This is a genomic window from Arthrobacter sp. NicSoilB11 (assembly GCF_019977375.1).
Taxonomy (GTDB): domain Bacteria; phylum Actinomycetota; class Actinomycetes; order Actinomycetales; family Micrococcaceae; genus Arthrobacter.
The window spans coordinates 2,193,499-2,208,118 of sequence record NZ_AP024657.1; the positions used below are offsets into that span (position 1 = coordinate 2,193,499).

The 14,620-nt window shown below is 65.5% G+C and carries 13 protein-coding genes; 12 read left to right on the forward strand and 1 reads right to left on the reverse strand.

Features of this window, described 5'->3' with window-relative positions; genetic code table 11:
- Positions 1 to 57: 57 nt before the first annotated feature.
- The gene (locus LDO14_RS10115; RefSeq protein ID WP_018771125.1) at positions 58 to 963 is read right to left on the reverse strand and encodes a PAC2 family protein; all 906 of its coding nucleotides are present in this window, start codon (positions 961 to 963) and stop codon (positions 58 to 60) included.
- Positions 964 to 1,114: 151 nt separating this feature from the next.
- Here LDO14_RS10115 and LDO14_RS10120 point away from each other — a divergent pair, with 151 nt between their 5' ends.
- The 12 genes from LDO14_RS10120 to LDO14_RS10175 all read left to right on the forward strand — a co-directional run bounded on the left by LDO14_RS10120 (position 1,115) and on the right by LDO14_RS10175 (position 14,618).
- Positions 1,115 to 1,846, forward strand: coding sequence for an HAD family phosphatase (locus LDO14_RS10120; protein WP_026266054.1), 732 nt, complete (start codon positions 1,115 to 1,117; stop codon positions 1,844 to 1,846).
- Positions 1,839 to 3,044, forward strand: a complete 1,206-nt coding sequence (locus LDO14_RS10125; RefSeq protein ID WP_223995089.1) for a site-2 protease family protein — start codon at positions 1,839 to 1,841, stop codon at positions 3,042 to 3,044. The genes LDO14_RS10120 and LDO14_RS10125 overlap by 8 nt, the downstream gene beginning before the upstream one ends.
- A 96-nt stretch (positions 3,045 to 3,140) precedes the next feature.
- On the forward strand, positions 3,141 to 4,205 hold the full coding sequence (locus LDO14_RS10130; RefSeq protein ID WP_018771122.1) for a tRNA (adenine-N1)-methyltransferase: 1,065 nt from the start codon (positions 3,141 to 3,143) through the stop codon (positions 4,203 to 4,205).
- 82 nt (positions 4,206 to 4,287) lie between these two features.
- Positions 4,288 to 6,039: a proteasome ATPase gene (arc, locus tag LDO14_RS10135; RefSeq protein WP_018771121.1), complete on the forward strand. Its 1,752-nt coding sequence runs from the start codon at positions 4,288 to 4,290 to the stop codon at positions 6,037 to 6,039.
- Positions 6,036 to 7,709, forward strand: a complete 1,674-nt coding sequence (gene dop / locus LDO14_RS10140) for a depupylase/deamidase Dop (protein WP_134164734.1) — start codon at positions 6,036 to 6,038, stop codon at positions 7,707 to 7,709. Before arc ends, dop begins: the two co-directional genes overlap by 4 nt.
- Positions 7,710 to 7,793: 84 nt before the next feature.
- On the forward strand, positions 7,794 to 7,997 hold the full coding sequence (locus LDO14_RS10145) for a ubiquitin-like protein Pup (RefSeq protein WP_018761343.1): 204 nt from the start codon (positions 7,794 to 7,796) through the stop codon (positions 7,995 to 7,997).
- Positions 7,998 to 8,077: 80 nt separating this feature from the next.
- Complete coding sequence (prcB, locus tag LDO14_RS10150) at positions 8,078 to 8,899, forward strand: proteasome subunit beta (protein WP_018771119.1); 822 nt, start codon at positions 8,078 to 8,080, stop codon at positions 8,897 to 8,899.
- Between the two features lies 1 nt (position 8,900).
- Positions 8,901 to 9,611: a proteasome subunit alpha gene (prcA, locus tag LDO14_RS10155; protein WP_018771118.1), complete on the forward strand. Its 711-nt coding sequence runs from the start codon at positions 8,901 to 8,903 to the stop codon at positions 9,609 to 9,611.
- Positions 9,612 to 9,620: 9 nt separating this feature from the next.
- The gene (gene pafA / locus LDO14_RS10160) at positions 9,621 to 10,985 is read left to right on the forward strand and encodes a Pup--protein ligase (RefSeq protein ID WP_134164733.1); all 1,365 of its coding nucleotides are present in this window, start codon (positions 9,621 to 9,623) and stop codon (positions 10,983 to 10,985) included.
- Positions 10,986 to 11,100: 115 nt separating this feature from the next.
- Positions 11,101 to 12,069, forward strand: coding sequence for an FKBP-type peptidyl-prolyl cis-trans isomerase (locus tag LDO14_RS10165; protein ID WP_223991553.1), 969 nt, complete (start codon positions 11,101 to 11,103; stop codon positions 12,067 to 12,069).
- 64 nt (positions 12,070 to 12,133) lie between these two features.
- Positions 12,134 to 12,529 (forward strand): FKBP-type peptidyl-prolyl cis-trans isomerase, encoded by a 396-nt coding sequence (locus tag LDO14_RS10170; RefSeq protein ID WP_018771115.1) that lies wholly within the window; start codon positions 12,134 to 12,136, stop codon positions 12,527 to 12,529.
- A 103-nt stretch (positions 12,530 to 12,632) separates the two neighbouring features.
- Positions 12,633 to 14,618: a WYL domain-containing protein gene (locus tag LDO14_RS10175; RefSeq protein ID WP_134164731.1), complete on the forward strand. Its 1,986-nt coding sequence runs from the start codon at positions 12,633 to 12,635 to the stop codon at positions 14,616 to 14,618.
- The last annotated feature ends 2 nt before the right edge of the window (positions 14,619 to 14,620 follow it).

Consider the following 14,620-nt stretch of genomic DNA (forward strand, 5'->3'; position numbering starts at 1 on the left):
AAACAGACAGGGGCCGGGCCGGGATTCCTCCCGGCCCGGCCCCTGTCCCTTTTAATGTCAGGGCCGGTCCTGGCCCCGCCGCTTCAGGTACCGCTCAAATTCGCGGGCAATGGACTCGCCGCTGGCCTCAGGAAGGTCGGCGGTGTCCTTGGCTTCCTCCAGCTGCCGGACGTAGGCAGCAATTTCCGGGTCCTCGGTGGCCAGCTCGTCGACGCCGCGCTCCCAGGCGTCCGCCTCCTCCGCCAGCTCGTGGGTGTCCAGCGGCACCTGCAGCAGTTCCTCGATGCGGTGCAGCAGGGCAAGCTGGGCTTTGGGGGAGGGGGCCTGTGCCACGTAGTGCGGCACCGCGGCCCACAACGATACGGTGGGGAGCCCGGCCAGCAGTGCCACCTCGGACAGGACCCCCACGATCCCCACCGGGCCTTCGTACTGCGAGGCTTCCAGGTTCATGCGTTCCCGCAGCTGGGCGTCATCGGACGACGTGCTGACCGGAATCGGGCGGCTGTGCGGAACATCCGCCAGCAGTGCACCCACCAGCACCACGTAGTCCACTTTCAAAGCCTCTGCATGGACCAGCAACTCCGCGGTGTAAGCGCGCCATTTATAGGACGGCTCGGTTCCCTGCACAAAGATGACGTCCACGTTGGAGTTGGGCGCCGAGGCTTTGTAGATCCTGGTGGAAGGCCATTTGATCTTGCGTTCACCGGCAGAGTTCCTGCGGACCGTGGGGCGCGTGAACTGGAAGTCGTAGTACTCGTCCGCATCAATGGATGCGACTTTCTTGCCACCCCACAACTTGTTCAGGTACCGCAGCGAATCGCTGGCCGCTTCTCCGGCGTCGTTCCACCCTTCAAAGGCGGCAAGCATTACGGTTACGCGCTGTCCGTCAGCCACCGGCTGCAGGAACCGTTCCCGCTCGGGTCCGGCACCTTGTTCGGCGGTGTCTCCCTCGAAGCTATTCATTTCTTCACCCTACGTCCAAGGTGCGCACTCGTGCATGGAATGAAGCGCCGCAAATCGCCGCTAACCGGCGCAAAGGGCACCCCGCCTGCGTCATATTCGCCAAGGGCGTAGCCCACAGCCTCCGCCCAGCCACGCCCCGTAGACTGGCGTCATGCGATTTCCTGCCACCGGTTCCCCGCTCAAAGCTGTCCTATGGGACATGGACGGAACCATCGTGGACACCGAGCCATACTGGATTGCCGCGGAGCGTGCCCTGGTGGAGGCCCATGGCGGCACCTGGAGCCACGACCAGGCCATGCAACTGGTGGGCCAGTCACTGACGTTCTCCGCCGGCCTGCTCCAGCAGGCAGGCGTCGAGCTGGAAATCCGCGAGATCATCGACGCCCTGACCGCCCAGGTCATCAGCAGCGTCCAGCAGCAGGTGCCATGGCGCCCAGGCGCCCGGGAACTCCTCGAAGAACTGCACCTGGCAGGCGTGCGCTGCGCCCTGGTCACCATGTCCGAGGGGCCGCTGGCCCGCCAAGTGGTGGCCAGCCTTCCCCGCCCCTACTTTGAAGTCCTGGTCACGGGTGACACCGTGACCCAGGGCAAGCCGCACCCCGAGGCCTACCTGACCGCCGTCGAACTGCTTCAGGAAAGCGATCCGGATCTCGGAATCCACCACTGCGTTGCCCTCGAGGATTCCGTACCGGGCGTGGCCGCGGCCGTAGCCTCCGGCGTCGCCACGGTGGCTGTCCCGCACATCGTTCCACTGCCCGACGACGGCAGCTACGCACTCTGGGACTCCCTGGCCGGCCGCGGCCTGGTGGAGCTTGAAGCCCTGCTCCCCGGGGCTCAGGCAACGGTGCCGGCCGCCACCGCCGCTGGTGACTCCCGTGGCTGATCCAGGGACTGAGCGGGACACCGAACCGGGTACCCCGCCGGGCACCACGGGACGACGCCGTGACGGCATCCCGCTGGGACGCATTGCCGGCGTTCCTGTCGTGCTTGCTTACTCCTGGTTTGTGATCGCGGCCTTCACCGTCATCGCGTACGGGCCCGTGTTGGCGCGGAACAACCCCATGCTGGGCATGAGCGCCTATCTCGTGGCCTTCGCCTACGCCGTCCTGCTCCTGCTGTCGGTGCTGGTCCATGAACTCGCGCACGCCCTCACGGCGAAAATCCACGGATGGCCCACCCAGAAGATCGTCCTCAACCTCTGGGGCGGGCACACCCAGTTCGAGAGCTTCACGTCTTCCCCCGGCCGGTCCGTCCTGGTGGCGTTGGCCGGACCGGCGGCCAATTTTGTCCTCGCCGGCGGAGCCTGGCTGGTCCTGGGCACCAACAGCCTGGGAAGTGTCGCCGAGATCCTGACGAACATCTTCATGTGGGCCAACTTCCTCATCGCCGTCTTCAATGTCCTGCCGGGCCTGCCGCTGGACGGTGGGCGCATTGTCGAATCCATCGTGTGGAAGGCCACCGGGAGCCAGGCGAAAGGAACCGTGGCAGCCGGCTGGGGTGGGCGCATCATCGTCCTGGCGATCGCTTACTGGTTCCTCCTTCGCCCCTACCTCGCCGGCGACCAGCCGGACTTCAGCCTCCTGATGATCACCATCCTGGTGGGCGGATTCCTGTGGATGGGTGCCTCGGCTTCCATCCAGCAGGGCACGCTGCGGGCACGGCTGCCGCTGGTCAGCGCAGCGGGATTGTCGACGCCGGCCGTTGGGGTGCCTGCCTCGGGCACTGTCCGTGACGCCCTCCGCCTGGCGGCAGAAGGAACGAAGTCCGTGGTGGTGTGCGGAGCGGACGGACGGCCGCAGGGTGTGGTGGACCCCGGCGCATTGGCCTCGGTGCCCGACTCCGCAGCGGATTCGACGCCAGTCACCGCCATTTCGTTTCCCTTGGCTGCGGGAGCCTATGTTCCCGAGTGGTCCAAGGGGCAGGAGCTGATCCAGTTTCTTTCGCAGCTTGAGGGACGGCACTACGCAGTGGTGGACCACAATGGCAAAGTCACCGGGCTGCTCACCCAGGACGTTGTCCTCGCGGCCATCACAGGGAGGCGCCAGCGCACCGATAGGCACCCGCAGGGCCAGAACCGGTAGAGTTACCTGCCGGTCGTGCATTGCCGCCGCCAGGGGCCACAATATCCGTGGGCACTTTGGCCGCGGCACAAAAGGTTTACAGGAGCGAGGAACATCATGAGCAGCGAAACTGCCGTCAACGACGCCACCGGAGCAGCGCAAGCCGGTGCTGCCGCCAGCGGCTCGCAGCCGGTGGGAGCCGCCCGTCGCCGCGGCCCCTTCAGGGAAGGCGAGCGTGTCCAGCTCACCGACGAACGTGGCCGCATGAATACCATCACGCTTGAACGCGGTGGCGCCTTCCATACGCACCGGGGCTTCCTGAACCACGATGAGATCATCGGCAAGGTGGACGGCTCCGTTGTGGTGAACAACGTCGGCCAGCAGTACCAGACCCTGCGCCCGCTGCTGTCCGACTTCGTGCTGTCCATGCCGCGCGGCGCCGCCGTGGTCTATCCCAAGGACGCCGGCCAGATCGTGACCATGGCGGATATCTTCCCCGGGGCCCGTGTGGTGGAGGCCGGCGTCGGTTCCGGTGCCTTGTCCATCTCCCTGCTCCGCGCCGTGGGGGACAACGGCTACCTGCACTCCTTCGAGCGGCGTGAAGAGTTTGCGGACATCGCCCGGGGAAACGTGGAGACCATCTTCGGCGGACCGCATCCTGCATGGCAGATCTCGCTCGGCGACTTCCAGGAGGAAGTGGTCAAGGCTGAAGAGCCCGGCTCCGTGGACCGCGTGGTCCTGGACATGCTGGCGCCCTGGGAATGCCTCGACGCCGTCGCCACCGTGCTTGCGCCCGGCGGCGTCTGGATCAACTACGTAGCCACGGTCACCCAGCTCTCCCGTACGGCCGAGGCGATCCGCGCCGACGGCCGCTTCACTGAACCTGACGCCTGGGAATCGCTGGTCCGCGGCTGGCACCTTGAGGGTCTCGCGGTCCGGCCGGACCACCGGATGGTGGCCCACACCGGGTTCCTGCTGGTCACCCGCCGGCTCGCCGACGGTGTGACGGGCATCTCGGTCAAGCGGCGGCCGTCCAAGACCGAATTCAACGAAGAGGATGTCAATGCCTGGACTCCCGGTGCTGTTGGGGAGCGGGCGGTGTCAGACAAGAAGCTGCGGCGGGCAGCCCGGGACGCCATCGCCGGAACGAATGTGGTGGACACGCCCGAGGTTACGAACTAGTCCACATTTCGGGAGTCTCCATCCCTACCCGGCATCTTGGGACTAATGTCTTAAGAGAAGCGCAGGAAGGGGCTGATACATCATGGAGACACCAAACCAGGACTCCGGACGTACACCGGCAGAGCAGTCTGCCGCCAACGACCTCTCGGTTGCTGACCGCCAGGTCAACATACTTCGGGACAAGCTCAGGCACATCGACCGCCAGTTGGCAGCGGCAACGCAGAACAACACCAAGCTGGTCAGCATGCTTGAGACGGCCAAGGCGGAGATCCTCCGGCTGAAAAACGCCCTTGACCAGGAAGGACAGCCGCCGTACAGCTTCGGCACCATCCTCCAGATCAACCCAAAGCGGCAGCCTTCCCCCGGCAACAGCGGACAGGCCGCCACGGAGGAATCGGTGGACATCTTCAACGCCGGCCGGAAGATGCGGGTGGGCATCAGCCCCCTGGTAAACATCAACCAGCTGGCGGTAGGCCAGGAGGTGCTGCTCAACGAAGCCCTCCTGATCGTTGCAGGGCTCGGCTATGAGCGCGCCGGCGAGCTGGCCACCCTGAAGGAGATGCTGGGACGGGACCGGGCCCTGGTGGTGGGCCGGGCCGATGAAGAACGCGTGGTCCGGCTCTCCGGCGCGCTGCAGGCCGAGAAGCTCAGGGTGGGCGACGCCCTCTCCGTGGATTCGCGGACCGGCTACGCACTCGAGAAGGTGCCGCGCTCCGAGGTGGAGAACCTGGTCCTGGAAGAAGTTCCGGACATCACCTACGAGGACATCGGCGGCCTTGGCCCCCAGATCGAGCAGATCAGGGACGCGGTGGAACTGCCGTTCCTGCACCCCGACCTCTACCGGGAGCACGGCCTGAAGGCGCCCAAGGGCATCCTGCTGTACGGGCCTCCGGGCTGCGGCAAGACCCTCATCGCCAAGGCTGTCGCCAACTCCCTCGCTGCCCGCGCCGCCGAGCGGTCCGGGAACGTGGACCTGAAGAGCTACTTCCTGAACATCAAGGGCCCTGAACTCCTCGACAAGTACGTGGGCGAAACGGAGCGGCACATCCGGCTGATCTTCTCCCGCGCCCGGGAAAAGGCATCGGACGGCAGCCCCGTAGTGGTCTTCTTCGACGAAATGGATTCCTTGTTCCGCACCCGCGGCACCGGAATCTCGTCCGACGTCGAAACCACCATCGTGCCCCAGCTCCTCAGTGAGATCGACGGCGTGGAACGCCTCGACAACGTCATCGTCATCGGCGCATCCAACCGTGAGGACATGATCGACCCCGCCATCCTCCGGCCCGGACGGCTGGACGTCAAAGTTAAGATCCAGCGTCCCGATGCCGAAGCCGCGGCGGACATCTTCAACAAATACATCACGCCGGACCTGCCGTTCCACGAATCGGACCTCGCAGAGCACAACGGCGACGTCCAGGCCACGGTTGACGCCATGGTCCAGCGCACGGTCGAAGCCATGTACTCCACTGACAAGTCCAACGAGTTCCTGGAGGTCACCTATGCCAACGGTGACACCGAGATGCTCTACTTCAAGGATTTCAACTCGGGCGCCGTGGTGCAGAACGTGGTGGACCGGGCCAAGAAGTACGCCATCAAGGACCTGCTGACCACGCACCAGAAGGGCCTCCGGATCGAGCACCTGCTGCGCGCCGTGGTGGACGAGTTCCGCGAACACGAGGACATGCCCAACACCACCAACCCCGACGACTGGGCACGCATCTCCGGCAAGAAGGGCGAACGGATCACCTACATCCGCACCATCGTCCAGGGCAAGGCCGGCCAGGAACCGGGCAAGTCCATCGAGACGATGCCGACCACGGGACAGTATCTATGACGGGTGCAAAGGGACCCGTCGCCGGGGAAGCGCTCCCCGTCGGCGGGGCCATGCGGGTCATGGGGGCGGAAACTGAATACGGCATCCACGCCCCCTCCGCACCCTCGGCCAACGCCACCATGATGAGCGCGCGGGTGGTGCAGGCCTATGCCCAGGTCACCAGGCAGCGGGCGGCCGGCGGGGCCGAGACCCGCTGGGACTATACCGACGAAGAGCCGCTGCACGATGCCCGGGGTTGGACCGTGGACCGGGGAGCTGCACACCCCACCCAGCTGACCGACCAGCCACCAGTGCTTGACGCGGAGGCGGTGGCCCTGGCCTACGGGCGCGAGGAACTCGAACTGGACGGCCAGGACGAGTCGGGGACGCTGCTCATGAACATGGTCCTGGGCAATGGCGCCCGGCTGTACGTTGACCACGCCCATCCGGAGTATTCAAGCCCCGAGGTCACCAACCCACGGGACGCTGTGGCCTGGGACGCTGCCGGCGACCTTGTGGGGCTGTCGGCCGTGCGCCGGCTGGCGGCGGACCCGGCGCTCCCGCCGGTCAACCTTTACAAGAACAACACGGACAACAAGTCCGTGTCCTACGGTTCGCACGAGAACTACCTCATGCCCCGTTCGGTCCCTTTTGGCGACATTGTCCGCGGGCTCACGCCATTCTTCATCAGCCGGCAGGTGGTCTGCGGGGCCGGGCGGCTCGGGATAGGACAGGACAGTTCAACCCCGGGCTTCCAGGTCAGCCAGCGGGCCGACTTCTTCGAAGCCGAGGTCGGCCTGGAAACCACCATCCGCCGGCCCATCATCAACACCCGCGACGAGCCCCATTCCACCGCCGACAAGTACCGGCGCCTGCACGTCATCATCGGTGACGCCAATCTCAGCCAGGTGTCCAACTACCTGAAGTTCGGCACCACGGCCATGGTCCTGAGCCTCATTGAGGCAGGGCTCGCCCCCAAAATCGAAGTCTACGAGCCGGTGGCAGCGCTCAAAACGGTGAGTCACGATACCTCGCTGACAGCAAAGCTGCGCCTGTTGGACGGACGGCGGGTCACGGCGCTGGACCTTCAGTGGATGTACCACGAAGCCGCAGCCAAACTCGCCCAGGACACCGGCGTCGGTGACGCCGTGGACGGTGACGGGCACACACACGAGGTCCTGGAACGGTGGGCTGCCGTTCTCACCCAACTGGACAGTGACAGGGCCGCGGCTGCCAGTTCCGTGGAGTGGCTGGCGAAACTTACCCTGCTTGATGGGTACCGCCAGCGTGATGGACTGGAGTGGAGCGATGCCCGGCTTGGCCTGGTGGATCTCCAGTGGTCCGATATCAGGCCGGAGAAAGGCCTCTACTACCGCCTGTTGTCCAGGAACCGGATGCAGCGCGTGGTGGACGATGCTGCCATCTCCGCTGCCGTGGCCGAGCCCCCCGCCGACACCCGGGCCTTCTTCCGCGGAAAGTGCATCAGCAGCTTCGGCAAGGATGTGGTGGGGGCAAGCTGGGACTCGGTCATCTTCGACGTGCCCGGTTACGGACGACTTCAGCGGGTGCCTACCAGGGAACCACTGAGGGGAACCAAAGCCCTGACCGGAGCGTTGTTTGAGCGCTACCGGGAAGCGGGACCGTTCCTCGGCGAACTGCTGGGACACAACAGTACTCCGCCTGCGGCGTGAACCGCGCCGGAACGCCCGTCCCGTGGCAGGATGGGCATATCGGAGGATCCGCCGGATCCACCGGAGGAAAAAGGAGGGAATCCAATGGCAGGCCAGGAGCAGCAGCAGCCGCAGTCACGCGACAGCCAGGTCGAAGACGACATCCCCGAGGCACCCCCGGCACCGCCCGAGGCGCAGGCTTCGGCGTCGACCGAAGGCGTGGACGACCTGCTCGACGAAATCGACGGCGTCCTGGAATCCAACGCCGAAGAGTTCGTCCGGGCATTCGTGCAAAAGGGCGGCCAGTAACCCGGACCCGGAAGGTGGCGGAAGCCGCGGACGGCCGGAATCTGTACCGACGTTGAAGTACCACGTTCAAGGAGTGATGAGTGCAGGAATCAACCGCCAACCAGGTAGCCGCCAACGCCACCTCGTCCTTTACGGAGCACCTGCAACGGGACCGGCCCGAGCTACTGCCCTTTAGCCGGTCCCTCCAGGGCGGCGTGTCCGGGGCTGCGCCGTTGCAGGTTCCGCACGCCACCACGATCGTGGCCATGAGTTACGGCGGCGGTGTCCTGATGGCGGGCGACCGGCGCGCCACCATGGGAAACATCATTGCCAGCAGGCACATCGAGAAGGTCTTCCCGGCAGACCACTTCTCTGTCCTTGGCATAGCCGGCACAGCCGGAATAGCGATTGACCTGACGCGGCTCTTCCAGGTTGAACTTGAGCACTACGAAAAGATTGAAGGAACCCAGCTCAGCCTCGAAGGCAAGGCGAACCGGTTGGGGGCCATGATCCGGGGCAACCTTCCCATGGCCCTGCAGGGCCTTGCCGTGGTGCCCCTGTTTGCAGGGTTCGACACCAGCGCCGGTGTCGGACGGCTGTTTTCCTATGACGTCACCGGGGGCAGGTACGAGGAACACGAACACCATACCGTGGGTTCCGGTTCCGTCTTCGCCCGCGGAGCCCTGAAGAAACTCTGGCGGCCCAACCTCACCCCGGCTGAGGCGCTGTCCGTCGCCGTGGAGTCCCTGTACGACGCCGCCGACGACGATTCCGCCACGGGCGGCCCGGATACCGTCCGGCAGTTGTGGCCCGTGGTTTATACAGTGGACAGGACGGGAGCCCGCCGGGTGCCCGAGGCCGAACTCGCGGCTGCTTCGCGCAGTGTGATCGAAGCGCGCACCATCGCCGGACGGGAGGCCTGAGATGACCCAGCAGTTTTATGTCTCGCCCGAACAGCTGATGAAGGACCGCGCGGATTTCGCGCGGAAGGGCATCGCCCGCGGCCGGTCGGTGGTTGTCATCAGCTGCGCCGACGGCATCGCACTCGTCGCCGAGAACCCATCGCCGTCCCTGCACAAGATCGGTGAAATCTACGACAAGATCGCGTTCGCCGCCGTGGGCAAGTACAACGAATTCGAAAGCCTGCGCCAGGCCGGCGTCCGCTATGCCGACGTCCGCGGGTACTCGTATGACCGCGAGGACGTCACCGCCCGCGGCCTGGCGAGCGTATACGCCCAAAGCCTGGGTGCCGTCTTCACCGCAGAGCAAAAGCCGTTTGAAGTGGAACTGGCAGTAGCCGAAGTGGGCTCCACGCAGGCCGAAGACCACCTGTACCGGCTGACCTTCGACGGTTCCATCGCCGATGAGCACAGCTTTGTGGTCATGGGCGGCCAGGCAGACAAGGTGTCGTCAACCATCGAGGCAGGATGGCAGGCGTCCCTGGGCTTCGCCGACGCTGTCCGGCTGGCTTTGAAGGGTCTCACGCCTGCCCAGGAGGGTGACCAGCCGGCAGCACCGCTGCCGCCCGGCGCCCTCGAGGTGGCAGTTCTGGACAGGCTTTCCGAAAGCTCCCGCGGCTCCCGGCGTGCTTTCCGCAGGCTGAACGACGCGGACATCACAGCACTGCTGGCCTAGGAGGACGACATGGACAAGAGAATCTTCGGCATCGAAACCGAGTTCGGGATCTCTTACTCGAGCCCCGACTCGAGGCCGCTGGCCCCGGAAGAGGTGGCCCGGTACCTCTTCCGAAAGGTGGTCAGCTGGGGGCGCTCGTCCAACGTGTTCCTCACCAACGGTTCGCGGCTGTACCTCGACGTAGGATCCCACCCGGAATACGCCACCGCCGAATGCGACGACCTCGCCCAGCTGATCGCCCATGACCGTGCGGGTGAGCTCATCCTGGATGACCTGGTTGATGAGGCCCAGGCCCGGCTGGCGGCCGAGGGCTTCAACGGCACCGTATACCTTTTCAAGAACAACACCGACTCCGCGGGCAACTCGTACGGCAGCCACGAGAACTACCTCATTCCCCGCCGTGGGGAATTCTCCCGCCTGGCCGAAATCCTGATCCCGTTCCTGGTCACCCGCCAGCTCATCGCCGGCGCCGGAAAGATCCTGAAGACGCCGCATGGCGCCACCTATGCGTTCTCCCAGCGGGCCGACCACATCTGGGAGGGAGTGTCCTCAGCCACCACACGGTCGCGGCCCATCATCAACACCCGTGACGAGCCGCACGCGGACGCGGAGTTTTATCGGCGGCTGCACGTCATTGTGGGCGACTCGAACATGTCAGAGGCGACCGCCCTGATGAAAGTCGGAACCGTTGACCTGGTCCTTCGGATGATCGAAGCGGGCGTGATCATGCGCGACATGCGGATGGAAAACCCCATCCGCAGCATCCGCGAGATCTCCCACGACCTCAGTGGCCGGGCGTTGGTCCGCCTGGCCAATGGACGCCAGCTCACCGCCCTTGAAATCCAGCAGGAATACCTCACCAAGGTCACGGCCTTCGTCAATGAACACGGCGCCCACAACCCGCATGTACCGCTGATCCTGGATCTGTGGGAGCGGACGCTGCGTGCCATTGAATCCGGTGACACCAAGGGCATTGACACCGAAATCGACTGGGCCATCAAGAAGAAGCTGATGGATAACTACCGCGAACGCCACGGCCTTGGCCTGGACGCGCCCCGCATTGCCCAGCTTGATCTGACGTACCACGACATTTCCCGCAGCCGGGGACTTTACTACCTGCTGCAATCCCGTGGAGCGGTCCGCCGCATCGTGGACGACACTGTCATCAAGGGGGCGGTGGACGCGCCGCCGCAAACCACCAGGGCCAAGCTGCGCGGCGACTTTGTCCGCCGCGCGCAGGAGTTGGGACGCGACTACACGGTGGACTGGGTGCACCTGAAACTGAACGACCGCGCCCACCAGACGATCTTGTGCAAGGATCCGTTCCGCAGCGTCGATGAGCGCGTCGATGCGCTTCTGGACTCTATGGGCTGACGTCCAGCTTCAGGGTCTATTCTGGATAAGGTCCTTTTAACGGGACCTCTTCACGGCATGCTCCGCCGCCATGCGGAGTGTCGTATCCACCCTGCCCCGACGAAAGTTTTCCTACGTGCGCCGACTACTAGCAATCCTCCTTCCCGGCCTGCTGCTCCTGACCGCCTGCGGAGGCACCGCCTCCCAGCCAGAGCCCAGCAGCCAGTCCGCCGGGGAGACTGCAAAGTTCGACTCCCTCAAGCTGACCGACAACGGGGACAAGAAGGCCCCTGGCGTGGACTTTGACAAGCCACTGGCCGTGACCCAGCCAACCATCAAAGTGGTTTCCGAGGGCAAGGGCGACGCCGTAAAGGCCAACCAGGTTGCCAAGATTTCCATCCTCGCCCTGAACGGCACGGACGGCTCCCAGCTCGAGGATACGTTCCCCAACGAGCCGGAAAGCCTGGAGCTGAATGACGAGCTCAAGACCAGCAGCGCAGTCATCTACAACGCTTTCGTGGGCGCCAAGGTTGGATCCAGCCTTGCACTGGCCGTTCCCGGCCAGCAGAGCGCGGCATCGGCCAGCCCCAGCCCTTCCGACGGCGCCAGCCCCAGCCCAAGTCCGGAAGCCGGGCCCACCCAGCTGCTGATCATCAAGGTGCTCTCCGGATCCGATCCCACCCCGGTCCTGGACAAGCCCCAGGGCGAAACCGTGACGCCGCCGGCCGGGCTGCCGACCATTACTGAAAAAGACGGCGTTCCCGAAATCAACGTTGCCGGTGCGGCTGCCCCCACATCCCTCGTGTCCCAGGACCTGATCAAGGGCTCCGGGGCCACCGTCAAGGAGTCCGACACGCTGACCGTGAATTACGTCGGCGTCAACCTGGCAGACGGCACCAAGTTCGATTCCAGCTTCGACCGCGGCCAGCCGGCCACCTTCCCGCTGACCGGGGTCATCAAGGGCTGGACCCAGGGCCTCGCCGGCAAGACCGTTGGGTCCCGCGTCCTGCTGGTCATCCCCAAGGACCTGGCCTACGGCGACGCCGGCCAGGGGCAGGCAAAGGGCGACCTGGTCTTCGTAGTGGACATCCTCGGGGTCAAGTAGCAAGACTTACATGGACGCCGCGTCCCTCGCGGCACCCCACCAGCACTTACGGATAGGAGCAAGCATGTCTTTTGGACAGCGGGAATTTGACCGCCAGAAGCCCGAAATCGATTTTCCGGAGGGCGACGTCCCCACGGAACTCGTCATCACAGACCTGATCGAGGGTGACGGCCGGGAAGCCAAGGCAGGGGACACCGTCTCCACCCACTACGTCGGCGTTGCCTGGTCCACCGGCGAGGAATTCGACGCCTCCTGGGGCCGCGGTGCACCGCTGGACTTCCGCGTCGGCGTCGGCCAGGTCATCCAGGGCTGGGACCAGGGCCTGCTGGGCATGAAGGTCGGTGGCCGCCGCCGCCTGGAGATCCCCTCCGAGCTGGCCTATGGCTCGCGCGGTGCCGGTGGCGCGATTGCTCCCAACGAGGCACTGATCTTCGTCGTGGACCTCGTGGCAGTGCGCTGACCCAGGCGCCAACACAGCCGGGAGCGCGGCAGTACTGGAGGAAGTTCCTCCGGTACTGCCGCGCTTTCTGCTTTCATCGGGGGAGTTTAGTAACGTAACGAGCGTGTCCCTATCCCGCACCGAACGACTCCTCAACCTGCTGATTGCGCTGCTCAACACCCGCTACGGGCTGCACCGCAGCGAACTGCGCGAAAAGGTCTACCACGACACCTCCGGCAATGACGTTGCGTTCGGACGGATGTTCGAGCGGGACAAGAATGACCTGCGGGCAATGGGCTTCGACGTGGAGACACTGACGGACATGGGCTGGAGCGAGGACGACCCCGCCACCACCAGGTACCGGATCGGCAAGGAGTCCAACCGGCTCCCGGACGTCCAGCTGGGGCCCGACGAGTGGACCGTCCTGCTGCTGGCCTCCCAATTATGGGAACGCGCGGCACTGGGCACCGCCGCCCAAAGCGCGCTCCGCAAACTCCAGGCCGCCGGCAGGATGGCGGACGTGGAACTGCCGGCCGGGGTCCAGCCCCGGATCAAACCCGCCGGCCAGGCCTTTGATGACATCGTGGCCGCCATGCACGCCCGGCATCCGGTCACTTTCACGTATCTCGCCGGCACCACCGGCAAAGAGAAGGAACGCACCGTCGAGCCCTGGGGCCTGGGCAGCCGCTTCGGCCAGTGGTACCTCATGGGCTACGACCGGGCACGCGAGGCACCCCGGCATTTCCGCCTGTCGCGCTTCACCAGTGCCGTGACCACATTGGCGAAGGAGCAGTACACGCCGCCGGTGGACTTCAGTATCCGCGCAGAGCTGGACCTGTTGCCGGAACTGCCGCTGCGCACCGCCGTCGTGGACGTCAAGGAGGGGCACCTGCTGGCCCTCCGCCGTCGTGCTGTTCAAGCCACCCAGGACCAGGCCACAGGCCGGCCAGGTGCGGGCTACGACAGGCTCTTCATCGAGTACCGGGACCCGGAGGTGCTTGCCGAAGAGCTGGCCTCCTACGGACCCGATGCCCTGGCAGTGGAACCGGCTGAACTTGCTGCCGCCGTGAGGCGCAGGCTCCAGGCGGCGGCCGCGTTCAGCGACGCACCTGTCCCCGACTACACGTTCGCCGATGCCCGTGCCCGGACCGCCCGGAAGGGAACGTCTGAGGACCAGCTCAAGCGCATGCTGCAGTTGGTCCCCTTCCTGGTCCACAACCAGGGGCTGCACATCCAGGACGTCGCAAAGCACTTCGGCGTCACCCGTGAAGAGCTCGAGGCAGACCTCCGGATCCTCATCTGTTCCGGGCTGCCGGAGGGTTATCCGGACGACCTGCTCGATATCCAATGGGAAGACGACCACGTCTTCATTACCCAGGACCTTGACCTGAAGAAACCTGTCCGGTTTACCGTGGCGGAGGCATGCGCTTTGCTGACAGGTCTTGAAACGCTCAACGGCCTGCCGGACCTTCCCGGCGGCGGCGCGCTGGTGTCGGTTACCTTGAAGCTCCTGGCGGCCGCAGGCGAGGAAGGGCTGCAAGCTGCCTCCATAGCCGGGCCGGAGGTTGCACCTGCCGACGCCGCAACCCATGCCACGGTCCGCCAGGCCATCGAGACCCGCTCCCAGCTCCACCTGACCTACCTTTCACCCCAGCGTGACGCCGTCACCGAGCGCGACGTTGACCCGCTGCGGCTGTATTCCCTGGACAACACCTGGTACTTCGAAGCCTGGTGCCACCTGGTGGACGGGCTGCGGAACTTCCGCCTGGACCGGGTACAGGACGTTCACCCCAACGGAGCACCCGCCGCCCCGCACGGGATACCGGAGGGCGGGGTCCCGGCCAAGCTTTTCACCGCGAACGACGACGACACCACCGTCACCGTCCAGCTCACCCGGCAGGGGAGGGGGCTGGCGGAGGACTACTACGCGGAGCGTACCGCGGAGTTGCCCGACGGCGGCCTGGTGGCAGAGATCCGGTTCGGCAACACGGCGTGGCTGCCGATGTTCGTGGCCCAGCATGGCGGTTCAGCCCGGATTCTGGCCCCTGCGGAGCTGGCTTCCGCCGCGCGGGACTGGCTTGCGGCCTCGCTGGCCGGCTACGACCGATAGAC

Coding starts and splice junctions, on each gene's coding strand:
- LDO14_RS10115 (WP_018771125.1), bottom strand. CDS start 963: ATGAATAGCTTCGAGGGAGACACCGCCGAACAAGGTGCCGGACCCGAG.
- LDO14_RS10120 (WP_026266054.1), top strand. CDS start 1,115: ATGCGATTTCCTGCCACCGGTTCCCCGCTCAAAGCTGTCCTATGGGAC.
- LDO14_RS10130 (WP_018771122.1), top strand. CDS start 3,141: ATGAGCAGCGAAACTGCCGTCAACGACGCCACCGGAGCAGCGCAAGCC.
- arc (WP_018771121.1), top strand. CDS start 4,288: ATGGAGACACCAAACCAGGACTCCGGACGTACACCGGCAGAGCAGTCT.
- dop (WP_134164734.1), top strand. CDS start 6,036: ATGACGGGTGCAAAGGGACCCGTCGCCGGGGAAGCGCTCCCCGTCGGC.
- LDO14_RS10145 (WP_018761343.1), top strand. CDS start 7,794: ATGGCAGGCCAGGAGCAGCAGCAGCCGCAGTCACGCGACAGCCAGGTC.
- prcA (WP_018771118.1), top strand. CDS start 8,901: ATGACCCAGCAGTTTTATGTCTCGCCCGAACAGCTGATGAAGGACCGC.
- pafA (WP_134164733.1), top strand. CDS start 9,621: ATGGACAAGAGAATCTTCGGCATCGAAACCGAGTTCGGGATCTCTTAC.
- LDO14_RS10170 (WP_018771115.1), top strand. CDS start 12,134: ATGTCTTTTGGACAGCGGGAATTTGACCGCCAGAAGCCCGAAATCGAT.